This is a genomic window from Caballeronia grimmiae, from assembly GCF_000698555.1.
Lineage (GTDB): Bacteria > Pseudomonadota > Gammaproteobacteria > Burkholderiales > Burkholderiaceae > Caballeronia > Caballeronia grimmiae.
Map to the genome: position 1 here is coordinate 12,842 of NZ_JFHE01000019.1, position 24,834 is coordinate 37,675.

25 protein-coding genes are annotated in these 24,834 nt (G+C 63.7%); 8 read left to right on the top strand and 17 right to left on the bottom strand.

The window, feature by feature from the left end:
• Nucleotide 1 precedes the first annotated feature (1 nt).
• From BG57_RS18885 to flhD, 13 genes are all read right to left on the bottom strand, one after another.
• Nucleotides 2–508, bottom strand: a complete 507-nt coding sequence (locus BG57_RS18885; protein WP_081850940.1) for a DUF2844 domain-containing protein — start codon at nucleotides 506–508, stop codon at nucleotides 2–4.
• 320 nt (nucleotides 509–828) lie between these two features.
• Nucleotides 829–1,533: a protein phosphatase CheZ gene (cheZ, locus tag BG57_RS18890; RefSeq protein ID WP_035967101.1), complete on the bottom strand. Its 705-nt coding sequence runs from the start codon at nucleotides 1,531–1,533 to the stop codon at nucleotides 829–831.
• Nucleotides 1,534–1,535: 2 nt separating this feature from the next.
• Entirely contained in the window at nucleotides 1,536–1,931 is a 396-nt protein-coding gene (gene cheY, locus BG57_RS18895) for a chemotaxis response regulator CheY (RefSeq protein ID WP_035967103.1), read from the bottom strand.
• Nucleotides 1,932–1,984: 53 nt separating this feature from the next.
• Complete coding sequence (locus BG57_RS18900; RefSeq protein WP_035967105.1) at nucleotides 1,985–3,082, bottom strand: protein-glutamate methylesterase/protein-glutamine glutaminase; 1,098 nt, start codon at nucleotides 3,080–3,082, stop codon at nucleotides 1,985–1,987.
• Complete coding sequence (gene cheD / locus BG57_RS18905; RefSeq protein WP_035967107.1) at nucleotides 3,079–3,867, bottom strand: chemoreceptor glutamine deamidase CheD; 789 nt, start codon at nucleotides 3,865–3,867, stop codon at nucleotides 3,079–3,081. Before cheD ends, BG57_RS18900 begins: the two co-directional genes overlap by 4 nt.
• Complete coding sequence (locus BG57_RS18910) at nucleotides 3,864–4,799, bottom strand: CheR family methyltransferase (protein ID WP_152562643.1); 936 nt, start codon at nucleotides 4,797–4,799, stop codon at nucleotides 3,864–3,866. Before BG57_RS18910 ends, cheD begins: the two co-directional genes overlap by 4 nt.
• A gap of 119 nt (nucleotides 4,800–4,918) precedes the next feature.
• Entirely contained in the window at nucleotides 4,919–6,808 is a 1,890-nt protein-coding gene (locus BG57_RS18915) for a methyl-accepting chemotaxis protein (protein ID WP_035967111.1), read from the bottom strand.
• Nucleotides 6,809–6,847: 39 nt separating this feature from the next.
• Nucleotides 6,848–7,363, bottom strand: a complete 516-nt coding sequence (gene cheW, locus BG57_RS18920; protein ID WP_035967113.1) for a chemotaxis protein CheW — start codon at nucleotides 7,361–7,363, stop codon at nucleotides 6,848–6,850.
• A 26-nt stretch (nucleotides 7,364–7,389) separates the two neighbouring features.
• On the bottom strand, nucleotides 7,390–9,636 hold the full coding sequence (gene cheA, locus BG57_RS18925; RefSeq protein ID WP_035967115.1) for a chemotaxis protein CheA: 2,247 nt from the start codon (nucleotides 9,634–9,636) through the stop codon (nucleotides 7,390–7,392).
• Nucleotides 9,637–9,693: 57 nt separating this feature from the next.
• The gene (locus BG57_RS18930; RefSeq protein WP_035967116.1) at nucleotides 9,694–10,080 is read right to left on the bottom strand and encodes a response regulator; all 387 of its coding nucleotides are present in this window, start codon (nucleotides 10,078–10,080) and stop codon (nucleotides 9,694–9,696) included.
• A gap of 76 nt (nucleotides 10,081–10,156) precedes the next feature.
• Entirely contained in the window at nucleotides 10,157–11,113 is a 957-nt protein-coding gene (motB, locus tag BG57_RS18935; RefSeq protein ID WP_052005887.1) for a flagellar motor protein MotB, read from the bottom strand.
• 4 nt (nucleotides 11,114–11,117) lie between these two features.
• A complete protein-coding gene (gene motA / locus BG57_RS18940; RefSeq protein ID WP_035967229.1) occupies nucleotides 11,118–11,978 on the bottom strand; it encodes a flagellar motor stator protein MotA in 861 nt (286 codons plus the stop codon).
• A gap of 182 nt (nucleotides 11,979–12,160) precedes the next feature.
• On the bottom strand, nucleotides 12,161–12,466 hold the full coding sequence (gene flhD / locus BG57_RS18945; protein ID WP_035967118.1) for a flagellar transcriptional regulator FlhD: 306 nt from the start codon (nucleotides 12,464–12,466) through the stop codon (nucleotides 12,161–12,163).
• A 676-nt stretch (nucleotides 12,467–13,142) separates the two neighbouring features.
• Between flhD and BG57_RS18950 the strand changes: the two genes are divergently transcribed.
• The 3 genes from BG57_RS18950 to BG57_RS18960 all read left to right on the top strand — a co-directional run bounded on the left by BG57_RS18950 (nucleotide 13,143) and on the right by BG57_RS18960 (nucleotide 15,750).
• A complete protein-coding gene (locus BG57_RS18950; protein WP_035967119.1) occupies nucleotides 13,143–14,207 on the top strand; it encodes a glycosyltransferase family 4 protein in 1,065 nt (354 codons plus the stop codon).
• A gap of 211 nt (nucleotides 14,208–14,418) precedes the next feature.
• Nucleotides 14,419–15,147, top strand: coding sequence for an aquaporin Z (gene aqpZ, locus BG57_RS18955; RefSeq protein ID WP_035967120.1), 729 nt, complete (start codon nucleotides 14,419–14,421; stop codon nucleotides 15,145–15,147).
• Between the two features lie 309 nt (nucleotides 15,148–15,456).
• Nucleotides 15,457–15,750 (top strand): PXPV repeat protein, encoded by a 294-nt coding sequence (locus BG57_RS18960; RefSeq protein WP_035967122.1) that lies wholly within the window; start codon nucleotides 15,457–15,459, stop codon nucleotides 15,748–15,750.
• A gap of 51 nt (nucleotides 15,751–15,801) precedes the next feature.
• On the opposite strand, the gene BG57_RS18965 is transcribed toward BG57_RS18960, so the two are convergent.
• Complete coding sequence (locus tag BG57_RS18965; protein WP_035967123.1) at nucleotides 15,802–16,629, bottom strand: Cof-type HAD-IIB family hydrolase; 828 nt, start codon at nucleotides 16,627–16,629, stop codon at nucleotides 15,802–15,804.
• 27 nt (nucleotides 16,630–16,656) lie between these two features.
• The gene (locus BG57_RS18970; RefSeq protein ID WP_035967124.1) at nucleotides 16,657–17,589 is read right to left on the bottom strand and encodes a glucosamine kinase nucleotide-binding domain-containing protein; all 933 of its coding nucleotides are present in this window, start codon (nucleotides 17,587–17,589) and stop codon (nucleotides 16,657–16,659) included.
• A 108-nt stretch (nucleotides 17,590–17,697) separates the two neighbouring features.
• Between BG57_RS18970 and BG57_RS18975 the strand changes: the two genes are divergently transcribed.
• The 3 genes from BG57_RS18975 (at nucleotide 17,698) to BG57_RS18985 (ending at nucleotide 19,553) form a co-directional block, all read left to right on the top strand.
• Nucleotides 17,698–18,303, top strand: a complete 606-nt coding sequence (locus tag BG57_RS18975; protein WP_035967125.1) for a DNA-3-methyladenine glycosylase I — start codon at nucleotides 17,698–17,700, stop codon at nucleotides 18,301–18,303.
• Nucleotides 18,304–18,734: 431 nt separating this feature from the next.
• A complete protein-coding gene (locus BG57_RS18980; RefSeq protein ID WP_035967127.1) occupies nucleotides 18,735–19,160 on the top strand; it encodes a hypothetical protein in 426 nt (141 codons plus the stop codon).
• 33 nt (nucleotides 19,161–19,193) lie between these two features.
• Nucleotides 19,194–19,553: a hypothetical protein gene (locus tag BG57_RS18985; protein WP_035967129.1), complete on the top strand. Its 360-nt coding sequence runs from the start codon at nucleotides 19,194–19,196 to the stop codon at nucleotides 19,551–19,553.
• Nucleotides 19,554–19,670: 117 nt separating this feature from the next.
• Here BG57_RS18985 and rpsU read toward each other — a convergent pair whose 3' ends face one another.
• Both rpsU and BG57_RS18995 read right to left on the bottom strand, forming a co-directional pair.
• On the bottom strand, nucleotides 19,671–19,883 hold the full coding sequence (gene rpsU, locus BG57_RS18990; protein ID WP_035942296.1) for a 30S ribosomal protein S21: 213 nt from the start codon (nucleotides 19,881–19,883) through the stop codon (nucleotides 19,671–19,673).
• Nucleotides 19,884–20,239: 356 nt separating this feature from the next.
• Nucleotides 20,240–21,190 carry an aldo/keto reductase gene (locus tag BG57_RS18995; RefSeq protein ID WP_035967133.1) on the bottom strand — a complete coding sequence of 317 codons (951 nt, stop codon included), beginning with the start codon at nucleotides 21,188–21,190 and terminating at the stop codon, nucleotides 20,240–20,242.
• 207 nt (nucleotides 21,191–21,397) lie between these two features.
• On the opposite strand from BG57_RS18995, the gene BG57_RS19000 reads away from it, so the two are divergent.
• Together BG57_RS19000 and BG57_RS19005 are read left to right on the top strand one after the other, a co-directional pair.
• The gene (locus tag BG57_RS19000) at nucleotides 21,398–22,195 is read left to right on the top strand and encodes a class I SAM-dependent methyltransferase (protein WP_035967135.1); all 798 of its coding nucleotides are present in this window, start codon (nucleotides 21,398–21,400) and stop codon (nucleotides 22,193–22,195) included.
• Between the two features lie 48 nt (nucleotides 22,196–22,243).
• Nucleotides 22,244–24,658 (top strand): HAD family hydrolase, encoded by a 2,415-nt coding sequence (locus BG57_RS19005; protein ID WP_035967136.1) that lies wholly within the window; start codon nucleotides 22,244–22,246, stop codon nucleotides 24,656–24,658.
• Nucleotides 24,659–24,834 lie beyond the last annotated feature (176 nt).

A 24,834-nucleotide genomic window follows, 5' to 3' on the forward strand; every position in this document is an offset into this window, starting at 1 on the left:
CTTACTGAATGTCGCTGGCGGACACGCCGGCGGGCAAAGACTGCGGGAGGTACGCGCTTCCCACGAACGCACCCATATGGCCGCCGGAGTTCACGACGAGACCCGAGTCCTGGACGCTCACCGGGCCACGTCCGCCGCGTGCGGTGCGCTGCGCGAACAGGCCCTGCTGATACTGCGGAAAGTAGCTGCCGAGCAGCGTCGCGAGGTCCGGCATGCGCGGCCCGCGCCAGGCGATGCCGAACACCGCACCCGCCGACGACACGTATTCGTTGACGACCGTTCCGCTCGCGAGCGTGGTCGTGCGGACGGTGTAATCGGATGCGGCCGATGCGCCCGATGCGGCGGCATGCACGACCGCCTTCGCGGTGGTCGCGCCTTGCGGCGCGCTCAGCGGGTCGCCGCCGAGTCCCGCGTGCGCGGGCACGACGGCGCATACGCCGACCACCCCCGCGATCAAGGCCAACGACGCCTTGAGATGCCCATGACGAGCCTGCTTCAGTGCCTTCACTGGGCCTCCTGTCTGTTCCTGTGAATGTGTGCCTCGCGCGGCCCCTCAGGGCGGCGCGGCCATGACGTTTCGGCGACGTTTCCGCCGCTTTTCTGCGCACCGGTGATGAACGCTGTAGCCATCAGTATGCCAAACCCGCGAGACTGGCTTCCGGGCGGGTGTCGAACGGTGGCTGAGAATGGAATCGTAAGACCAGGAAAAGTTCCGAGTATATCGATCGTTTGCGAAAAGCAACCATCGACGGAACGAGCAGACGCGACAAAGCGGAACGCATCGAACGATGCGCTCCGCTTGGCTCCGGCTACAGCCGGCAGGAAGTCTCAGAAGCCGAGGCTGGCGAGCAGATCGTCGACTTGCGACTGATCCTGCACGACGTCGCTGCGTCCCTGCGGATTGATTTGCGGGCCGTTGAGCAGCGATTCCGGGTTGCCGGCGCTCGCCGACACCAGCGCCGCCGCCGATGCCGCGAACTGCTCCCGGCGCTCCGGCGCGATGTTTTCCAGCAGGACGCCGAGCAATTGCTGCTCGATCAGATGCACGACATCCGTGATCTTCTTGATGACCTGTCCCGTCAAATCCTGGAAATCCTGCGCGAGCATGATCTCCAGCAGTTGCGCGTTGGTCGCCTGAGTCTTTTCCGGCACGCCTTGCAGAAAACTGCGCGTCTGCGCGAGCAGCTCGGCCGCCTCGCCCTGCGCGAGCGGCGCGCCGTACCATTGCGCCCAGCGCGCATCGAGCGCCTGCGCTTCGGCCTGCATCGCTTCCTGCATCGGCTTGGCGAGTTCGATCGCATTCAGCGCGCGGTCCGCCGCCTGCTCGGTCATCGTCGCGACGTACTTCAGGCGATCGCGGGCGTCCGGCACGGCTTCCGCCGCCGCTTCGAGCTGCTTGTCGAGCCCAAGCTCGCGCATCGAGTCGCGCAGCGTGCGCGTCAACTGGCCGATGCGCGCGAGAATGCGGTCGCTCGACTGATCGCCGTCACTCTCGACACTCGCCGCAGCGAATTCAGTGGTCAGATCGTTCACGATCAGCTCCCCGTTTTGGCCATCTTCTCGAGAATCTTGCTGAGCTTCTCGTCGAGCGTGGCCGCCGTGAACGGCTTCACCACATAACCATTCGCGCCCGCCTGCGCCGCCGCGATGATGTTCTCCTTCTTCGATTCCGCCGTGACCATCAGCACCGGCAGATGCGACAGCGCCGCGTCGGCGCGAATCTGCTGCAGCATCGAGAGGCCGTCGAGGTTCGGCATGTTCCAGTCGGAGATCACGAAGTCGAAACCGCCGCCGCGCAGACGCGCGAGGCCCGCTGCGCCGTCTTCCGCTTCGTCGACGTTCGAATAGCCGAGTTCTTTCAGCAGATTGCGCACGATACGGCGCATCGTCGGAAAGTCATCGACGACGAGGATCTTCATGTTCTTGTCCATCACTACTCCCTTGTGTTCTTCAACGCGGCGACGCCGCACATTCAATCGAAAAATCAGACGCGCTGTACGCGGTCGCCCATCGATGCCAGCCGCGCCATCACGCGGCGGCTCATTTCAGAAAGCGGCGCGATATCGCTCGCACCGCCCATTGCAATTGCTTCGCGCGGCATGCCGAACACCACGCAACTTGCTTCGTCCTGTGCGAGCGTGTACGCGCCCGCCTGCTGCATCTCGAGCAAGCCCGCCGCGCCGTCGCGGCCCATGCCGGTCAGGATCACGCCGATCGCGTTCTTGCCCGCGTGCTGCGCCGCCGAGCGGAACAGCACATCCACCGACGGCCGATGGCGGTTCACCGGCGCTGCATCCGAAAGATGCGCGACGTAGTTCGCCCCGCTTCGCGCGAGCACCAGATGCGCGTGGCCCGGCGCGATATACGCATGGCCCGGCAACACCCGCTCGCCGTGCTCCGCTTCCTTCACCGTGATGCGGCACAGCCCGTTCAGGCGCTGCGCGAACGACTTCGTGAATCCCGGCGGCATGTGCTGCGCGATCATCACGGCGGGTGCATCGGGCGGCAGCGGCACGAGCACTTCGCGAATCGCCTCGGTGCCGCCCGTCGATGCACCGACGATCACGAGCTTTTCCGTCGAAACGAGCGGATTGTTCAGATGCGGCGTTACCTTCGGCGCGGCATGCGCCGATGCGGCGGCCACGTGCGTCATCTGCCGCACGCGCGCCCGGGATGCCGTGCGCACCTTGTCGGCAAGCTTTTCGGCGTAGTCGAGCATGCCGTCGCGGATGCCGACCTTCGGCTTGGTCACGAAATCGACCGCGCCGAGTTCCAGCGCGCGCAGCGTGATTTCATTGCCGCGCTCCGTCAGCGACGACACCATCACGACCGGCATCGGCCGCAGGCGCATCAGCTTTTCGAGGAAGTCGAGGCCGTCCATGCGCGGCATTTCGACGTCGAGCGTCAGCACATCGGGGTTGTGCAGCTTGATCAGTTCACGCGCGACGAGTGGATCGGGTGCGGTCGCGCAGACGTGCATGTCCGGCTGCGCGTTGATGATCTCGGTCATCAGGCTGCGCACGAGCGCCGAATCGTCGACGCACAGCACCTTGATTTTCGGGGTGTTCGGCGTGCTGCTCATGCTTCCTCCGTCGTCTTGATGCCGCGCAGCGCGCCCGGCGCGCCGAACAGTTCCACGCGCGGCTTGCGCAGCGTGGCGCTCGCCGCACCCGCCGCGCCGGTGCCGAACAGCTCGACACGCGGCTTCGCGTTCGCCGGGGCCGGAGCCGCCGCCTTCGCACGATCGACATTGAACAGTTCGACACGCGCCCGTGCCCGCGCGAGCCGGTCGGCGCGCTCTTCCGGCGTGCGCGTGACGAGCGCCTGCTCGCGTTCGACGACGACCGGATCGTGCTGCGTCTTCAGCTTCTTGACCATCACCTGTCCGGTGCGCGGCATGAATGCGACCTTGCGCGGATACATGCCCTGCAAGTCTTCCGCGACGATGCGGATCTTCTCCAGCGCGAGATAGCGGCGCACGAATTCCGAATTGCGATCGCCGATGTTGATCGTCGTCATGCCCGCGAGCACCGCGCCGCCGCCGAACACTTTCGCTTCGAAACGCTCACGGCGTCCGCCGCGCTTGATGAGCTCGTTGATGAGCACTTCCATCGCGTACGCGCCGTAGCGCATCGAATCCGAAGAAGCATGCGACGGGTCGGAGCCGTCGTCGGGCAGCATGAAGTGATTCATCCCGCCGATACCCGCCGTGCGATCGTTGATGCACGCCGCCACGCACGAGCCGAGCACGGTCACGAGCACCATGTCTTCGCTCGTCATGTAGAACTCGTTCGGCAGCAGCTTCACGCCCGGCTTCTTAAAATGATTGTCGAAATAGAGATTCGACGCGATCGGCAATCCGCTCATGCCGGCTCTCCCGCGAGCGCGCGAGCGGACTTCGCCGCGCCGGCCGGCTTCATGTCGCGCGTCAGTTCGTAGACGGTCTGTCCGCGCAGCCTGAACGCCTGCGACACATACGTGAAGTTCTCCGAATGTCCGGCGAACAGCAGCCCGCCCGATTTCATCAGCGGCTCGAAGCGCGAGAGCACCTGGCCCTGCGTCGGCTTGTCGAAATAGATCATCACGTTGCGGCAGAAGATCGCGTCGAACGGGCCTTTCACGTCGTAGCGCGCGTCGGTCAGGTTGACGCGGCCGAACTGCACCATTGCGCGCAATTCAGGGCGCACCTTGACGAGGCCCGCTTGCGCGCCCTTGCCCTTCAGGAAGAAGCGCTTGAGGCGCTCCACCGGCATCCCCTTGACCTGATCGAGCGAGTACACGCCCGCGTCGGCCTTGGCGAGCACCTGGCTGTCGATATCGCTCGCGTACACCGTGCAGTGGCGCGCGGCCTGTTCGCCGAGCGCTTCGACGAGCGTCATCGCGATCGAATACGGCTCCTCGCCCGTCGATGCCGCCGAGCACCATACCGACACCGGCTGCTGACGGCGCTTGACGAAGTCCGCGAGGATCGGGAAGTGATGCGACTCGCGGAAAAACGCGGTCAGGTTGGTCGTCAGCGCGTTGACGAAGGCTTCCCACTCGGCGCTGTCGTCGTTCGATTCGAGGCGGTCCAGATATTCCTTGAAGGTATCCAGGCCGCATGCGCGCAGGCGTCGCGCGAGCCGGCTGTAGGCCATGTCGCGCTTGTGATCCGACAGGGAGATGCCCGCGCGGCGGTGAATCAGCTCGCGGATGCGGGCGAAGTCCGTTACGGTGAATTCGAAGTCGCGCTCGACTTCCGGACCGCGTATGCCCCCGGCGAGTTCGACGCGTGCCTTGTGTGCGTTCGGCGTTGCCATGATGATGTCTCGTGCTTTACTGGCGTCGTCATTGACGCTTGCTTGAGGCTTGCTCGACGCTCGCCTCTTTACCGCGCGCCGGGATCATTCGCTTGCTGGCTGTCCAGCGTTGATATGCCTTAGAAGGTTTCCCAGTCGCCGTCATCGGCGGTGGTGGCCTTCGCGCGCGGCGCGATTGCAGCCGGTGCGCTTGCCCGCGGCGCGGCTTTCGCGACGCTCGCGGGCTTGCTTGCTTCGCGGCTCTTATCCTTGATAACGGCCGTATCCGGCGCGACGTTAGGCTCTTCTGAAACTTTTGCGGCGACCGGCGCTTTCACCGGCTTTGCGGCCACGACGGGCGCGGACGGCACCGACACCGGCTCCACGCGCGTTTCCTTCGTGCCCTTGATGGCAGCCGATGCCAGCCGCGACGCCGCCACCGATGCGCTCGGACGCGCCGGCGCCGCCACCGCCGCGCCGTCGATGCGCCATTGCCCGACGACGCCCTTCAGCTGCCGCGTCTGCTCTTCGAGCGATGCCGCCGCAGCCGCCGCCTGTTCGACGAGCGCCGCGTTCTGCTGCGTCACGCTATCCATCTGCGTGACCGCGCGATTGACCTGCTCGATGCCGTCGGACTGCTCCTCCGACGCCGCGCTGATCTCGCCCATGATGTCGGTCACGCGGCGCACGGCCTGCACGATCTCGCCCATCGTCTCGCCGGCGCGCGTGACCAGTTCCGATCCGCTCTGCACCTTGTCGGCCGAATCGCCGATGAGCGCCTTGATTTCCTTCGCTGCCGCCGCGCTGCGTTGCGCGAGCGAACGCACTTCTCCCGCGACGACCGCGAATCCGCGTCCTTCCTCTCCGGCCCGCGCCGCTTCCACCGCCGCGTTCAACGCGAGGATGTTGGTCTGGAACGCGATGCCTTCGATCACGCCGATGATGTCCACGACCTTGTTCGAACTGGAGGCGATCGCGTTCATCGTATCGACGACCTGTTCGACGACCTGGCCGCCGCGCGACGCGATATCCGATGCGTTCACCGCAAGCTGGCTCGCCTGACGCGCGTTGTCCGCGTTCTGCTTCACCGTGCTCGTGAGCTCTTCCATGCTCGACGCCGTTTCCTGCAGCGACGCGGCCTGCTCTTCCGTGCGCTGCGACAAATCCGTGTTGCCGCTGGCGATTTCATGCGCGCCGACATCGATGGATTCCGCGCCGCGATGCACCGCGCCGACCATGGTCGTCAGGCTCGCGCGCATATGCTCGATGCCCGCGAACAGACGGCCGATTTCATTCTGGCTGTCCGAATGTGCGGGCTTCGTCAGATCGCCGCGCGACATGCGCTCGAAATGTTCGACGGCTTCGTTGATGGGCCGCACGATGAGTCCGCCCAGCGCGTAGCGCGTGCCGAAGAGGATCAGCACCGACAGGCCGAGCAGCCCGCCGATGACGCCGATCAGCGTCGAGTTCTGCGCCGACGCGCTCGACTGCGACTGCTCCGCATGCTTCTGCTGGAACAGCACCGCGGCTGTCACCGCCTGATCGAACGCGACGAACATCGGGCTGATCTTCGTATCGGCGATCGCGTGATACGCGGCCATGTCGTTCGCGCGGATCGCGGCAAACTCCGGTTCGACGCCGCTCTTCACCAGCGTGTCGTGCTGCGCGACGAGCGCATCGAGCGTCTCTTTCGGCAGCATCGGCTTGTTCGTGTTCAGGTAGAGCTTCCAGTTCTCATCGCTCTTGTCGAGCAGATACTGGCCGCGGTCCAGCGCCTTCTTCGCTTCGGCTTCGTTGCCCGCTTCGGTGAGCGAGCGCACGCGGTCCAGCGTGATGCGCGCGCGCAGCAGATACGACGACGTTTCCGACAACGCGCGCATCGCAACCATGTCCTCATGCGCGAGCGACGCGAGCGAGGCGCTCGCGGAACTCAGGCCGACGAGCGACAGCGCGCCGATGACGGCCGCGCAACCGACGAACAACAGACCGACGAGCGTGAGCGTCGTGCGGATCGACAACTTCTTGAGCATGGATTCCTTCCTTGGCCGGCGACGCGTGCGGGCGCTTTCTTAGGCGGCGACGGAGTCGATCAACTCCATCTCGCGGCTGGTCATGAGCTTTTCGATATCCATCAGGATCAGCATGCGGCCGTCCACCGTGCCGAGGCCGGTGAGATATTCCGAAGTGAGCGTCGCGCCGAATTCCGGGGCGGGCATCACTTGCTCCTGCGTGAGCGTGAGCACGTCGGACACGCCATCGACCACCATGCCGACCACGCGATGCGCGACGTTCAGGATGATGACGACGGTCTGGTTGTCGTACTCGACGCGGCCCAGGTTGAACTTGATGCGCATGTCAACGATCGGCACGATGATGCCGCGCAGATTGATCACGCCCTTGATGAACGCCGGCGCATTCGCGATGCGCGTGACGCTGTCGTAGCCGCGAATCTCCTGCACCTTCAGGATGTCGATGCCGTATTCCTCCGCGCCCAGCGTGAAGACGAGGAATTCCTGCCCTGCTGCTTCGGCGTGCTGCGCATCGCGGCGCGAAAGCGCGGCTTGAGTCGATTGGATGTCTGCCATGGGAATCCCCAAAGTCGGTCGTTGGTTTAGTGGGTATGCGAGTGCTGCGCCCGCGATTCGCGATTGAGCGCGGCTACGTCGACGATCAGCGCGACGCTGCCATCGCCCAGAATGGTTGCGGCGGAAATGCCGTGCACCTTGCGGTAATTCGTTTCGAGGTTCTTCACGACCACTTGCTGCTGGCCGACGAGTTCGTCGATCAGCATGGCCATGCGCCGCCCTTCGGTTTGCAGGATCGTGACGATGCCCTGCGTCGGCTCGGTGCGCGCGCCTTCGACGTCGAACACGGAATGCAGCGCGACGAGCGGCAGGTATTCACCGCGCACGCGCACCACGCGTTCACCGTTGGCGACCGTGTAGATGTCCTCGGCGACGGGTTGCAGCGACTCCATCACGAAGTTCAGCGGCAGAATGAAGATCTCGTTGCCGACCTTCACCGACATGCCGTCGAGAATCGCGAGCGTGAGCGGCAGCACGATCTTCGTGGTGGTGCCCGCGCCCTGACGCGACATGATTTCGACGTGGCCGCCCATCGACTGGATGTTGCGTTTCACCACGTCCATGCCGACGCCTCGGCCGGAAATGTCGGTGACTTGCTCCGCCGTCGAAAAGCCCGGCATGAAGATGAGCTGCCACACTTCTTCGTCGCTCATCGATTCGCTGACCTGCATGCCCTGCTTCTGCGCCTTCGCGAGAATCTTGTCGCGGCGCAGGCCGGCGCCGTCGTCGCTGACTTCAATGACGATGTTGCCGCCGTGATGCGCCGCCGACAGCACGAGCTGCCCGGTCGCGGGCTTGCCCGCCGCGCGGCGCGCTTCCACGGTCTCGATGCCGTGATCGAGCGAATTGCGCACGAGGTGCGTGAGCGGATCGATAATGCGCTCGATCAGGCTCTTGTCCAGTTCGGTCGCCTGACCGAACGTGACGAGTTCCACGTCCTTGCCGAGCTTGCCCGCGATATCGCGCACGAGGCGCGGGAAGCGGCTGAATACGTAGTCCATCGGCATCATGCGGATGGACATGACGGCCTCTTGCAGATCGCGCGCGTTGCGTTCGAGCTGCGCCATGCCGTTGAAAAGACGGTCGTGCAAGGCGGGATCGAATGCGCTCGTGGTTTCCGCGAGCATTGCCTGCGTGATGACGAGCTCGCCCACCAGATTGATGAGCTGATCGACCTTCTCCACGCCGACGCGAATCGAGCTGCCTTCCGCCGATGCCGCCGCGGCCGGGCGCGCCTTTTTCTCGGCGTCGCCCGTTGCGGTCTTCTGTTTTTCATTCGATGACGGGATGGCGGCGGCCACGTTCACCGCCGCCTTCGCCGTGTCCTCGTCCTTCTGCTGAGCCGCGGATGCGGGCGCGTCCTGCGCCTGCGATACAACCGGCTTAGCCTGTGGCGTCTGTTGCTCCGGCGCCGGAGCCGCGCCTTGTTGCGCGTTGCCCCGGCCGATCGTAATCTGCGATTCATCGATCACGAAGCAGCAAACAGCCACGATATCGTCGGCGGAGACGTCCGAATCGAGCCAAAGCACGAGTTCGGCGTCCGTCTTTTTCTCTCCGACGATGCTGCCCAGGTTCCCTAGCTCCTCGGTTAAGGTCGCCAGGTCCTTCTCGCCCACCCCCCGTAGCGTAATTTTCAGGTGGGGTCCTGCTTCCGCAGCCGACGCATCGGCTGCGGTTCCTGCGTTCTTTGCTTCAGTCGCACCGTCGGCGATTTCGAATGCGCCATCCCAGTTGCCGTCGTCTTCGATGGCTTCGGCGGCCTGCGAGAGCACGTGCGCAGGCGGCGCGTTCGGGCCTTCGTAGGCCGGCGCCGGTGCGGCTGCGGCTGGCTTGATCACCGCCGGCGTCGCCGGCTCCGCGACCGCGACGGCCTGCTGCGCCGCGTCTTCGTTCTTGAGCCGTTCGAGCTTCGCGCAGATGGCGGCGGCGGCGGCTGCATCCGGTTCCTCGCTCGCGCGATACGCGGCGAGCTGATCGGAGAGGACGTCCTTCGTCGCGAGGAACGTGTCGATCATGTCGTGGCGCAGGACCAGCTCGTTGTTGCGTGCGCGATCCAGCAGCGATTCGAGGATGTGCGTCGTTTCGGTCAGCGCCGTGAAGCCGAAGGTCGCCGCGCCGCCCTTGATCGAATGCGCCGCGCGGAAGATCGCCGCGAGGTCTTCGGGATCGGGATTCGCGATATCCAGAACGAGCAGCAGTTGCTCCATCTGCGCGAGCAGTTCATCGGCTTCGTCGAAGAAGGTTTGATAGAACTGGGTAATGTCGAGTGTCATGCTTGTATCACCGCGAGAATGCTGTTGTGTTCCGTAATGCGTCGCCGCGTCCGTGCTTCAGTGCTGCGCCTGCTCTTGCGAGTCCGCGATCGCCGCGACCACTTCGGTCAGCAGGTCCGGATCGAGCGGCTTTTCGATCCAGCCGGTCGCGCCCGCCGCCCGCGCCGCGTCCTTGAACGGCTCGCCGTCTTCGGTCGTGAGGACGAGGATCGGCGTGGCCTTGTAGGCCGGATTCGCCCGCAATTCGACGATCAGGTCGAGCCCGCTCTTGCTGGGCATGTGATGGTCCGTGAGCACCAGATCGAAGCGCTCGGCGAGCGCCCATTCGAGTCCTTCGTTACCGTCCGACGCCACGGTCACCTCGTAGCCCGCTGTCGTCAGCGTGGCGGAGAGGATTTGCCGCATGGCGGCGGAATCGTCGATTGCCAGAATGTTCTTGATCATGTGTATGTCTCGCGGTCTTGCCCTGATGTCGGCCAAAACGTGTGCAGTCTTGAGCGTTTTTTTGACGCGATGCCGCTTAATTTGCGAGCCTGTTGAAAAGCGGCGCGGCGTCCGCTCTCGCGGGGGCGTTGTCGAACACCGCGCCGCGCGTGCCGTCCTCGCGCAGCATCGCTGCTTCGGATCGCTGATTGAGCACGATTACGCTGATGCGGCGGTTCTCGGGATCGAGCGGATTCTGTTTGTTGAGGTTCTGCGTCGACGCGAGGCCGAGCACGCGCAGCACTTTCGCTTCGTCCATGCCGCCCGCGATTAGCTCGCGCCGCGACGCGTTCGCGCGGTCCGCCGACAGTTCCCAGTTGCTATAGCCCTTCTCCCCGCCGGCGTACTTCACGGCGTCGGTGTGTCCCTGCACGACGATGCGGTTCGGCACGTCGTTGAGCGTTCGGCCTATCTCGCGCAGGATGTCGCGCATGTAGGGTTGCACCGAATCGCTGGAGAGCGCGAACATCGGGCGTTTCTGCGTATCGACGATTTCGATGCGCAAGCCCTGTTGCGTCGACTCGATGCGAATCTGCTGCTTGAACTGCTGCAGCGTGGGGTTCGCTTCGATCGCCGCCATCAGCTTGACTTGCAGGTCGTGCAGGCGCACTTGCTCGCGCCGCTCGAGTTCGGTTGTCGCTTGTCTGAGCGCTTCCTCGTCGACTTCGTTGCGCGGGGTGCGCGCGTCGGTCATGCGGGTGGTGCCGGGGTCGGGGCTCGAAATGTCGCGTCCGCCGCCGGTGATGATGCTGGAATCCATGCCGACCGTTTTCCCGCCGACCATCGCGGCTTTAAGCGGCATGTTGAAATATTCGGCGATGCCGCGGCGCTGCACCGGCGAGGTGGACGACAGCAGCCACATCAGCAGGAAGAACGCCATCATCGCGGTCATGAAGTCGGCATACGCGAGCTTCCACGCGCCGCCGTGATGCCCTTTAGCGCCCTTGCCGACGACACGCTTGATGAAGATCGGCCGATCCTTTTCGCTGCTCATGTCGTCACTTCGCCTTCACGCGGCGCACGTGTTCTTCGAGTTCCGAGAACGACGGGCGCTCGGTCGAGAACAGCACCTTGCGGCCGAACTCGACCGCGATCGCGGGCGCATAGCCGTTGAGGCTCGCGAGGATCGTCACCTTGATGCACTGGAACATCTTCGTCTGCTCGGCGACACGCTGCTCCGCGATGTTCGCGAGCGGCGCGATGAAGCCGTACGAAAGCAGGATGCCGAGGAACGTGCCGACGAGCGCCTGCGCGATCATCTCGCCGAGCACCGCGGGCGGCTGGTCGGCGGACGCCATCGTGTGCACGACGCCCATCACCGCGGCGACGATGCCGAACGCGGGCATCGCATCGCCCACTTTCGAAAGCGCCTGCGCGGGCGCTTCGCCTTCGGCGTGATGCGTTTCGATCTCCTCGTCCATGAGGCTTTCGATCTCGAACGCGTTCATGTTGCCGCCGACCATCAGGCGCAGATAGTCCGTCATGAATTCGACGATGTGATGGTCCGCGAGAATCTTCGGGTACTGGCTGAAAATCGGGCTCTTGTTGGGATCGTCGATGTCGGCTTCGAGCGTCAGCGTGCCTTCCTTGCGCGCCTTGGCGAGCAGCACGTAGAGCAGCCCCATCAGTTCCATGTACACGTCCTTGTTGTACTTGGAGCCCTTGAAAAGCGTGGGGATGACGAGCAGCGTCGCCTTGATCGTCTTGATTCCGTTGCCGAGGATGAACGCGCCGATGCCCGCGCCCCCGATCATCAATATTTCGACCGGCTGCACGAGCGCGCCAAGGTGGCCGCCTTCGAGCGCGTAACCGCCGAAAACGGACAGCAAGGTCACGAGCGTTCCAACAAAGATCAGCACGGGCAAGTCCTCGGGTTTATTGCGGATGACCGGCGTGAGCGCGCGGTTAAGGATGTTTACGGCATGCGGGGAGAAAACTTTTAGGCGGGCGCCGTGGGGGGCTTGCGGCGTAATGGCGCAATCGCTTAATAGCGCAATCGCTTGCTAGCGCGCGTCGTCTTGCGGTCGACGCGGCGAAGCGTTCAGACGATCTGCGCGACCGGGACGTCGGCGGCCTGCGTGATGGCCGCCGACGTGCCCTTGTCCGCGAGCGAGGAAAGAATCGCGTGATCGTCGAACCGGAAGCGGCACAGCAGATGGCTCGATGAAGCCACCCTCAGCGCCTGCGTCGGCGTCAGCGCAGACACGACCTCCGCGACGCGCTCGGACAGTCCGAGGCGGAACATCGCCGCAACGCGGTCTTCTTGCAGCAGGCGCTGCGCAAGAAGCAAGTACGACAGATTCACCTCGCGGATTTCCGCGAGCACGCCTGTAATCGTGGCCGTCATCTTTCCCCCGAGTCGATTCGTGGCTGGTCAGGCCAAGCGGGAAACGTTTGCTCGAATGCGCCAAAAAAACGGCGCATTCGGCCCCGCATATGTCGGCTGATTGTCGCCCGGTGCGGTATGCGTGCCTATCGGATGAACGCACCGACTCGCCGACGGAAATTCGCCCGCGATCGTGTAGGAAAAAGTCGTACACGCGCGTGATGCCTGCTGCTCGGCAGAGGCTTTAACGGCGAAAAGCGGCGCGACTTTAGGAGTGATGCCGAAGGAACAATTTTTGCTGACAACCGATCTACCGCGCTGATTGCGCGTCGGATGGGTCCGACCGTTTTTGCCCCGGTGCAATTTCTCACTTCGTAACAGCCGTTGTTTCGCGCTGTAACAACGTTAAGCGATTGAAAATTGACGTGTAATGCGGCTCTCGATCCCGATAATGAACGTAAGGGATAACCCGGTCGAGAGCCGGAACCGACCTTGGGCGGCCTGAGCGACGAACTCGCTGCACGCGCGCTGCCCGTCCGAATGGCATGCGTCGATCGTTCAACCGGCTTCACCGCATGTTCACACGAATGCTTTGCACAGGGCCGGAGTCACGCCAGAAACGCCGCTCCGCCGCTGAATTGCAAGGACCGCACAGGCGTCGAACCGCCACGCGCGGACCACACTGGAGAACCACGTTATGCGAATCGCACAAATTGCACCGTTGCACGAAGCAGTTCCTCCGAAGTTTTACGGCGGCACTGAGCGCGTGGTGTCTTACCTGACGGATGCACTCGTCGATCTCGGCCACGATGTGACCTTGTTTGCAAGCGGCGATTCGCAAACCCGTGCGACTCTCGAAGCGGCCTGGCCGCGCGCGCTGCGGCTCGACCCGACCATCCGCGATCCGCTCGCCCCGCACATGCTGCTGCTAGAAACGGTTCGCCGCCGCGCGCATGAGTTCGACGTGCTGCACTTCCACCTCGACTACATGCCGTTCCCGCTGTTTTCGCAGATGGATACGCCTTTCGTCACGACGCTGCACGGCCGTCTCGATCTGCCCGAACTGCAACCGATGTTCAACACGTTCACCGACGCGAACGTCATCTCGATTTCGAATAACCAGCGTGGCCCGCTGCCGCAGGCGAACTGGCTGAACACGGTCTACCACGGGCTGCCCGACGATCTGCTCACGCCGCAGCCGCACAAGAAGCCGGAATATCTCGCGTTTCTCGGCCGCATCTGCCCGGAAAAGCGCGCGGATCTCGCCATCAAGATTGCGGCGCAAAGCGGTCTCCCGCTGAAAATCGCCGCGAAGGTCGACAAGGCAGACCAGGACTACTTCAAGTCGACGATCGAGCCGCTGCTGTCGCAGGCGCACGTCGAATTCGTCGGCGAAATCAACGAGGCGCAAAAGCCGGAATTCCTGTCCGGCGCAAAGGCGCTGCTGTTCCCGATCGACTGGAACGAGCCTTTCGGCCTCGTGATGATCGAATCGATGGCGTGCGGCACGCCGGTCATCGCGTTCAATCGCGGATCGGTGCCGGAAGTGATCGATCATGGCGTGACCGGGTTTATCTGCGAAGACGTTCAGGGCGCGGTGGGCGCACTGCATCGGATCGACGAACTGTCGCGCACCGAAATCCGCGCGCAATTCGAACGCCGCTTCAGCGCAAAGACGATGGCGCAAAACTATGTCGACACCTACACGTCGATGCTCCAGGCCGCGAAGCGCCCGGTGCTGCGTCAGGTTGCAGTGGGCTAACACCTTTCCCTTTCCGCTTCCGCTCTGGAATGCCGCCCAATCGGGCGGCATTTTCTTTTTGTGTCGCCAAAGCTGCGCGCCCCGTGAAACGCGCAACGATCGACCATTTTTGACAGTTCAGGAAATGAGCCGCGCTTAAACTGCGCTCCGCAGAAGCAAACGGCTTTCTTGCGTCAAATCAACGATCTTCATCTTTTCTCGGGGCTGGATCATGCAATTGTCGAAGCGTCTCGGCGCTGAAATTTTCGGTACCTTCTGGCTCGTGCTGGGCGGTTGTGGCAGCGCGGTTCTGGCCGCCGGATATCCCGGGCTCGGCATCGGGTTTGTCGGCGTTTCGCTCGCCTTCGGTCTCACCGTGCTGACGATGGCCTATGCCATCGGCCACGTGTCCGGCTGTCACCTGAACCCGGCGGTGAGCATCGGGCTCACGGTCGCGGGACGCTTTCCGGTGCGCGATCTCGCACCGTACATCATCGCGCAGGTGGTCGGCGCGACGCTCGGCGCGTTCGCGCTCGAGCTTATCGCGACCGGCGCGCCGAACTTCAACCTTGTCGCAAGCGGCTTTGCGGCGAACGGTTTCGGCGAGCACTCGCCGGGCCATTACACGATGATCGCGGCGCTCGTCTGCGAAGTCGTGATGACGTTCTTCTTCCTGTTCGTGATCCTCGGCGCCACCGATGACCGTGCGCCCAAGGGCTTTGCACCGATCGCCATCGGCCTGTGCCTGACGCTCATCCACCTGATCTCGATTCCGGTCACGAACACGTCGGTGAACCCGGCGCGCTCGACGGGTCAGGCGTTCTTCGTCGGCGGCTGGGCGCTGGATCAGCTCTGGCTGTTCTGGATTGCGCCGATCGTTGGCGCGGCCATCGCGGGCATCGTTTATCCGCTGCTGACTGCCGAATCGGAAGCGCGCAAGGTCGCTGCCGTCGCACAGTAAGCGGCTTTACGCAGCAAAAGAAACGGGCGCCTGGTGCGCCCGTTTTGTTTTTTCGCGCCGCGTGCGCGCGCCGTGCATTAAAAACGCGCGACAGATGTAATGGCGCATTACGCAATCCGCTTAATAACGTCACTGCACGGATCGCGCTTCTCCGCAAAACGCCCGCCATATAAGGCTTTCCGGGCTTCACCATCGACAGCACCGCCCTTACGCGCGGCTTGCACACCGTAACAAGTCGTCGAAGCGTGTAAGACAGCGGGCGCTTACATTGGACTCATGCGACACACGTCGCCTTCCAGGAGAAACACCATGAAGCGCATCGTCATTCAAACGCTTGTCGCGACCGGCCTTGTGGCAGGCGCCATCGGAGCGGCTCAGGCTCATACCGATCTGCACGTCGGCGTTTCGCTCGGCTCGCCGGTTTATGCGGCTCCGGCCCCGGTGTATGTGCGTCCTGCTGCGCCGGTGTATCGCTCGCCGGCGTGGCGGCATGAGGAGCCGCGCTGGCGCGGTGACTACGGCCGCTATGGCCACGACAACGGGCGCTGGAACCGTGCGCGCTGGGATCATGGCCGCTCGGACAACTGGGGGCATCGCGGCTAATCGCGCGAGGCCGGAAGCGAGGCGGCGCGATGCCGCCCGCCTCCCGCAACATCAGCGCGGCGAAGCGATTTCGTCGCGAATATCGAACAGCTTGCGCAGTTGATGCGCGACGCCCGCCTCGAAGTTGTTGCCGATGCGTGGCACGTTCGGCAAGCGCGTGATGAGGTCCGGGTTGGCGTTGTTCATCATGAACGGATGCCCGGCCGTTTCCAGCAGGTCGATGTCGTTCATGTTGTCGCCGAATGCGACGCAATGCGCGGGATCGATGTCCAGCCGCTCGAGCACGTAACGCAGCGCGCGGCCTTTGGATACATCCGACGTCATCACTTCCAGGCAGTCCGGCAGCGAGTAGGTGACGTACAGCGAATCGCCGAATTCCCGCTTCAGATTTTCAGCGGTGTACGCGAGATCGGCCGGTTCGCCAATATAGAGCACTTTCGCGATGTTCTCGCCGTCGTGCTCGCACAGATCCATCACTTCGTACTTGAAGCCGGAGTCCTGATGGAAGACGAGGAGTTCCGGCGCGTGGCGGTCGATGAGCCAGGCGTCGTCGGCGAACAGGTTGACGATCACGCGTCCGTGCTCGCCCACGACGTCCGGCTGCACCAGACGGCGCACGAACGCGGGCGCGAGATCGCGCGAGTAGATATGCTCGTCACCGGGGGCGTGCACGCGCGCGCCGTTCGACGTGATCAGGTACGCGTCGACGCCGAGCAGGTCGCGAATGCCGGCGACATCGCGATAGTGCCGCCCCGTCGCGATAATGATCGGTACGCCGCGCGACGCGAGCGTGCGCAGCGTGTGGGCGGTGAAGGGATCGAGCTGGTGGTCGCTGTTGAGGAGCGTACCGTCGAGATCAGTTGCGATGACCGAATACATGGCTGCCCTGTTTGAGCGCGAAGCTGCCTATTTTATCGCGGCGCGGTCGCCTGTCCGCGTAACCGCGCCCGGCGACGCCGACGCGCGCCGCGCCAGTTCCAGCGCACCGGCGGCGGAATCCGCGCATGGCTCGCGCAGACGTTCGCGCACGGACGCCGGCACGAAGGATTCGTACGGCGCGGCCAGTCCGCCGCATAGGGCAACCGGCAGCACGCCGGCCGGATCGAGCGCGGCGACGAGCAGTTCGATCTCGCGCCCCGCCTGTTCCAGCAATGCAGCGGCAGCCGGATGACCGCTGTACTCGAAGACGCTCGGCGCGAGCGTCGCATACGCCGTCTGATTCGACGCGCACAGCCAGACGACGAGGCTGTCGCGGTCCGTTGCGCCGGTCAGCGCGAGCAGCGCGCGAGACCAGTCGTCGGCGGGCGCGCGGACGTCCAGGACGCGCTGCAAGTGGACGACCGCGCGCAGGCCGAGCCATGCGCCGCTGGCTTCGTCGCCGCTCGGAAAGCCGTAGCCCCCGGCGATGCGGCACACACCATCCGCGTCCAGCGACGCCGCGATGCTGCCCGTTCCCAGCGCGACGACGACACCCGGCTCGCCCGCGTGCGCTCCGATGACGGTCGTGTACGCGTCGCTTTCGACGCTCATCGCCTGAACCGGCGGCGCCATGTCGAGGAACGCCGCAAGCCATTCCGCGTTGTTGACGCCCGCGAGCCCGCAGCCGAGCGCGCACGCCCGCCAGTCGAAGGGCAGCGCGGCGGCCTGGAACGCGCGCTCGCACGCATCGCCGATGGCTCGCCACGCCCGCTCGACACCGAGCCCCAGCCCCGACGGGCCGCCGCTCGCGCGGGCCAGTTCGACGCCGTTCGCATCGGCGAGAATCACGCGCGTGCCGCTTCCGCCGCCGTCGATGCCGAGCAGGAAGCCGTTGAAATTCGAAGTCGTGAATGTGTTCATGGCCGCAAGGATAACGGCGCAAACGCGGCACGCCAATTAGCCGAATGGCAGAGAGTGGACGGCGACGGCGTTCCGCTATGCTGGCGCATTCGAAATCGAGGATTCCCAATGACCGACACCGAACCGATCCGCTGCGCCTGGGCCACGACGCCAGCGATGGCGCACTACCACGACACCGAATGGGGCGTCCCGTCGCGCGACGAACGTCACCTCTTCGAAATGCTCGTGCTGGAGGGCGCGCAGGCCGGGCTTTCCTGGTCGACCATCCTCAACAAACGGGACGGCTACCGCACGCTTTTCGCGGGCTTCGACATCGACAAGGTCGCGCACTTCACCGAGGCCGATGTCGAGCGGATCGTCGGCGACGCGCGGATCGTTCGCAACCGCGCGAAGATCCAGTCCGCCGTCCTCAATGCGCGCGCCGTGCAGCGCATTCAGGCCGAGCACGGCTCGTTCGCAGCGTTCGTCTGGTCGTTCGTCAACGGCCAAACGATCGACACCCCGCGCGATGCGAACAATCCGACGCCGGCATCCACGCCCGAATCCGACGCCCTGAGCCGCGCGCTCAAGGCATACGGCTGCAAGTTCGTCGGCACCACCATCTGCTATGCCTTCATGCAGGCGACCGGCATGGTCAACGACCACGCCGCCGACTGCGTATCCCGCGCCACCGCTAAAACGAAACGCAAAGCAGCAGCGAAAGCGGGAGTTTAAGCAGCCTCCGATGCCACAGATTTTTGCTTTTTGGCAACATGCAAGCCGCGTAACCGTGCTGATGCGGGAAAGTCCCGATACCAGGTAATTTATTGCACTGAAGCACGGCGCAAACCGCTTGCAATCAGGCGGGCTGCCTTCTTCTGCGGCGCTGCACGATCGTGCGTGCCGTGTAAAAATGGCGTCCTCGCGTGCGCTGCCGCACCTTTTTACCGAGCCGAACCGTTATAACTGACGGTGTGCGGATCGTTCACTGAGTGGAGAGATCCGCCGCGAGTACAGGACGCTGTCAGTCGTCAGCGTCCATAGGCCGGGAAAACCATCGTGCTCGAAGCAGTAGCCGGACGGAATTACGCCGCCGGACGCCGCAAGTGCAGGTTGCTCGTAACTCAACGCATGGCCGCTGCGCAGGGGCGCAGGGGAGAAAGATCATGAAAAGCTTGAACTTCCTGACGCATCAGGAGATTTTCAACAACGCGGTAGAGCATCTTTTCGCGCAGGGACAGGCCGCTTTGCTGCCCCACGGCGGCGGCGCTTACCGCGGATACTGCGGCGGCTGCCCAGTCGGCACCTACATCAAGCCGCGCGACTACGTCACGGCAATGGAAGGCGTTCCTATCCGCTACCTCGCCAAGCCGCCCGAAGCGGTGCCGGCCTACATGGACGTCGGCATCGTGGCGCTCAAGCGTGCGCTGCTGCGCGCGCGCATCAACGTCTTCGATCCCAATACCGTCGAACTTCTTTCCTGCCTGCAGAACGTGCACGACGTGTTCGGTAAATGGGAATGGCGCGAGCGCCTGGCGTCGATCGCGCGGCAATTCGGTCTGTCGGCCGAGCTTCTGAAAACCGCTGCATAAGCGTACGGGTGCCGTATGTTGAGCCCAATCAGAATGCTGAGCCCGCAAGACATCTACGAACGCGTCGCCGCGCATTTGCTCGCGCAGCGGGCGGTATCGGAAGATGACAACGGCTCTTGCCGCCTGCGCAGCCCGCAAGGTCACAAGTGCGCGATCGGCTCGCTCGTCCGCGACGAGGTCTACGAGGCCGGCCTCGAAGGCGTCGGCATCTCGTACTATCGGCACGCGCAGGACGGCAAGCTGCTGCGCGCGCTGTATGCATCGAATGTGAATGCGTACGATCCGAACGTCATCGATTTGCTGATCGAACTGGAGCAGATTCACGACGACGCGAGCGTCGAAGAATGGCCGCACCTGCTCGCCACGCTCGGCAAGCGGCACGCGTTCGTCTAACGCGCTGAATCAAGCGCAAGACGCCGCACAAACGAAACGGCGGTGCGCCCCCTCGGGTCGCACCGCCGTTTTGCCTTCCGGGGCCAGGCTACACGCTCCGGCCCAGGCGATGACGCTTTAGTGCATCTTCTTCGGCAGCATCTGGCTACGCAGGCGCTTGCGCAGACGCGAAACAGCCGCAGCCTTCTTGCGCTTGCGCGCGGTGGTCGGCTTTTCGTAGGACTGGCGCTCACGCAGCTCTGCGATCAGGCCGTTCTTTTCGATCGTGCGGCGGAAGCGACGAATCGCGACATCGAACGGCTCGTTTTCTTTGAGGACGATAGTGGTCATGTAAATCCTGTTTGCTAAACGTATTTTCAAGTGCGCAACGGAAATCCGCCGCGCGCCGGCACTCCGATCGTCCGCCGGACATGACGCACCTTGAAGGCGCGACGGGCGGACACGAGCAAAGCGGCCACGGAGGCCGGAAAAGAGAGAGTTGAGATTCGACCGCGAGAGCGGCATGCGTGTTCGCGAGAGACACCTGAACGCGCAATTCTGAGCCGTTCGCCGCCAGCTTTTGACGTTGTCATATTTAGCGGCGAAGGCAAGAAACCGGGCACATTTCTCGATTCGGGCGCGATGTTACCAGAACATCGCGCCCCTGCCAACTCTTCGAGACACGCCAAGCCTTTGATGCAACAGATTTATTTCTGCCAGGCGCTGGCTTCGTCGAGGATTTTCAGGTCTTCGGCAGAAAGCTGGAGTTGCGTCGCGGCGGCAAGGCTTTCGAGTTGCTTCACCGATGTCGCGCTGGCGATCGGCGCGGTCACGCTCGGCCGCGCGATGATCCACGCCAGCGCGACCGTCGCGGGCGTCGTGCTGTTGCGCGTCGCCACTTCGACGAGCGCATCGACGATACTCAGCCCGCGATCGTTCAGATACTTCTCGACGCGCGAGCCGCGCGCCGCCTGCGTCGTGTCGTCTTTCGAGCGGTACTTGCCCGACAGAAAGCCGCTCGCCAGGCTGAAATACGTGACGACCGCAATCTTGTGCTTCTCCACGACGGGCTCGAGATCGGTCTCATAGCCTTCGCGGTCATAGAGGTTGTACTCCGGCTGAAGAATCTGGTACGCCGGCAATCCCGATTCCTTCGACACCCGCAACGCTTCTTCCAGCCGCTCGCCCTTGTAGTTCGACGCGCCGATCACCCGCACCTTCCCCGCCGCGATGAGCTTCTGATATGCGTCGAGCGTCTCGTCGAGCGGCGTCTTGTCGTCGTCGAGATGGGAGAAGTAGACGTCGATGTAATCGGTTTTCAGGCGGCGCAGCGAATCGTCGACGGCAGCCGCGATGTTCGCTGCCGACAGCCCGGCGCGCGTACCGAGCATGCCGACCTTGGTCGCGAGCACGATCTTGTCGCGCTTGCCGCTTTCCTTGAACCACTTGCCGATGATCGCTTCGGACTCGCCGCCCTGATGCCCGTCCACCCATGCGGAATACACGTCTGCCGTGTCGACGAAGTTGAGGCCGTGATCGACGAAGGCGTCGAGGATGGAGAACGACGTACGCTCGTCGGCCGTCCAGCCGAACACGTTGCCGCCGAACACGAGCGGCGCGACCTTGAGATCCGATGTGCCGATGCTGCGGGTTTGCATGGGTCCACTCTCCGTTGGAAAAAATGCGTCAACCGATGATACATGCGGCCCTCGCCGCCTGCAGGCGCGCGCCCTCAACCAGCAAACGTAAAACTAAAAGGAAAACTGAGGGGAAAAGCGCCCCCTTTTCGAGACTTTCGTTTGCGGGGCTTCACCTAACATCGCTTCAGTCCGAAAAAGCCTTTTGAAGCCCACTGGGCCCTGAACATGAGCAATTTGCTGATCTACTCGATGGCCGAGTTCGCGCCGGTCACCCTTCCCATTCTCGATATCTGCGCACCCCGCAAGATCGCGGAGATCGGGCTGGAATTCGGCGGCAACACCCGCATCCTGTCCGACTGGGCGCAAGCCCACGGCGCCACGCTGACCTGCATCGATCCTATGCCGCGCCCTGAAGCGACCGCGTGGATCGAAAGCACGGCGCATATCGAATTGCAGCGCGGGATAAGCCATGACGCCATCCCGCTCATCGCCGATGTCGACGCATGGTTCATCGACGGCGATCACAACTGGTACACCGTCTTCAACGAACTGCGGCTGATCGAAGAACGCTCGCACGCCGACGGCAAGCCGGTGCTCGCCTTCATGCACGACGTCTGCTGGCCCGCCGGCCGCCGCGATCAGTACTACAACCCGCACGCGATTCCCGAGCAGTTCCGCCAGCCGTACAGCTACGGCAACGGCGTGACGCTCGGTAATCCGGGCAAGGTGCGCGGCGGCTTCGGCTCGCCGGAAGGCTCGTTCGCCTATGCCGATCAGGAAGGCGGCCCGCGCAATGGCGTGATGACCGCGCTGGAAGATTTCATCGAGCAGTCCGCCACCGACTATGTGTACGCGGTGATTCCGCTCGTGTTCGGCCTCGCCGTGCTGATCGAACGCACGCATCCGTGCATCGAGGCGATCGCGCAGATCATCGCTCCGTATCACAACAACCCGCTGCTGGCGCGCGTCGAAGAGAACCGCCTCGCGAACTATCTCACCGTGATCGCCGCACACGCGCGCTGATCCGTCCAACATTCCGACGCCCGCAAGCGCAAGAGGAGCATCCTGAACATGACCGACCGCAACATACCGGCCGCAGACCTGATGGCGGCCTGGTCCGCAAAGCTCGACGGTCGCAAGATCGCCACCTTCGACTGTTTCGACACGATCTTCTGGCGCGGCGTGGCCGAACCGAGCGACGTCTATTACGCGCTCGCCGAGGACCCGCTGTTCGTCGCCCATCGCATTGGCGCTCGCGTGCGCTCGCAGGCCGAAGCCACCGCGCGCACCAACCGCTCGTTCAAGAACGGCACGATCGAAGCCTCGCTCGAAGAAATCTATGCGGTATGCGCGCCGCAGGCCGATGAATCCATCGTGCGCGAACTGGCCGAACGCGAAGTGCAGAAGGAGATCGAAATCGGCTTCGCTTTCGAGCCGGTTCTCGCGCTGATGCGCGAAGCGAAGGCGCGCGGCCTGGCCGTGGCTATCGTCAGCGATACTTACTACAGCGAGGCGCAACTGCGCCGCATCCTGTTCGCGACCGCGCCCGAACTCGAAACGCTGCTCGATCACGTCTTCTGCTCGTCCGAATTCGGTTTCGGCAAGTCGAGCGGCCTGTGGCCCAGGCTCATGGCCAAGCTGGGCGTGAGCGCATCGGAGATTTTGCATACCGGCGACAACCCGGTGGCCGACTACGCCGCGCCGATGTCGCTTGGAATCGGCTGCGTGCATTTTCTGCAACGCGACGAAGAAACGGTGAAGGCCGAACGCCAGCGGCTCATGGCGGCGCGCCTGCTGTTTCCCTCGATCCGCGCGACGCAAGCGGCCCCGAGCCTCTATCACGGCCTCAAGGCGCAGCAACTCACGCGCACGCAGGAACCGGACGAACGCGTCGGTTACTGGGCGCTGGGTCCGATCCTCTACAGCTTCGCGCGCTTCATTCTCGATGAGCGCCGCGAACTGAACGCGACCGGCAAGCCGCACAAGTTCGCGTTCCTCATGCGCGACGGCCATCTGCTGAGGCTCGCGTGCCAGGTCATGTCGAACGAGGCCATGAGCGATCCGGTCTATCTGAGCCGCTTCACCGCCGTGGCCGTCTCGTTCGATAGCGGCGAGAGCATTCAGCGCTACGCGGGCAAGCACGCGAGCTCGCACCCGCTGCACGTCATCTGCGACCAGATGTTGATGCCGCCCGCGCTCAAGAAGAAAGTGCTCGCACGCGCGACCAAGGCGAAGGCCCCGGCGCAGGAGTTCCGCAAGCTGCTGGCCGAGCGCGCGACGGAAAAGACCATCGTGAGCCAGTCGAACGCGCTGCGCCTGCGGCTGTTCCGCCATCTTCAGCAGACCGTCGGCCTCGAGCGCGGCGATACGCTCGTGCTCGCGGACCTCGGCTATTACGGGACCATTCAGCACGCCATCCGCGACGTCTTCAAGCGGCATTTCGACGTGGACGTGATCGGCCGGTACTTCGCCTCGCTCGATTCGCCGGGATCGCATCTCGACCGCAAGGCGCTGATCGATTCGAGCTGGACCGATGAGAACGTCGTCGAAACGCTGATCGCGCATATCGGCGATTTCGAGCAGATGTGCGCCATCAACTCCGGCAGCGTGATCGCCTACGAGGAGGACGGCACGCCGATTCTCGCCGGCCTCAAGAAGGGCAACATGCAGCTCGACACGACGCACACGATCCAGCAAGCGTGCTTGCAGTTCATCCGCGACGTGGAGGCGACGCCCGCCATCCATCTGCCGAAGCTCACGCGCGAGCGGCTGCGCGTGACCGCGGCGATCGAACTCGCGCGGCTCGTCTATCTGCCCGAGCACGACGAAATCGCGCGCAGCGCCAAGTCGCTTTTCGAACTGAACGTCGGGACGGATATCGCGTTCGACGTGGCCAACGTCGACGCCGGCATCAAGGGGCTGCGCCAGCGCGGACCGTTCTACATGCGCAGCATCGGCAAGGGTTTCCGTACCGGATATCCGTCGGAAATGCGCTATGCGGGCATCGACCAGGCGATCTTTCTGATGTCGATTCGCCGTCACCGGCTCAACTTCACCGTCGACGATACGTCCTACCGGCGCCTCGATGTACCCGCGCTCTTCGTGCGCGGCAATGAGAGCGCGACTCAGAACGTCTCGGCGCGTGCGACTTACGACGGCTTCTATTCCGTCGTGCTGCCGCGTTCCCAGTTCGACACCGCGTTGATGATCGGGCGCGAACTGAGCTGGATGCAGCTTGAATCGGCGACGACATTCTCAGCAGAGTTTCTGGATTCGAGTGCCGAATTCGATCGCCAGCGCGCGCTCGAAGCAGGCAGCGAGATCATTCTCGACGGCATGGAAGAACGTGAACCCGGCATTTATCAGGTTTCACCGAACGGACTGATTTATTTGCCGGCGGCAAAGGGACAATCTCAGCAAGTGGTACGGCTGATTTTCCGTCCGCTCGCTAAAGCCGCCGTCGCGCAAATGGCGCACGCCTTGTAGTTTTCATTTGCCGATCAGATCCGGTAAAGCCCAGCAGGAAGGCCGAAAGGCCCATCCCGCAAGGCTTTCCGACCGATCGAAAACACCGGGTGCATAAGCCCTAAAGTTTTTTTCGGGCAGCCCGATAACCTAGGTAAGGCGGTCAGCGTAAGTTCTAAAACAGCGCGACGCCGTAA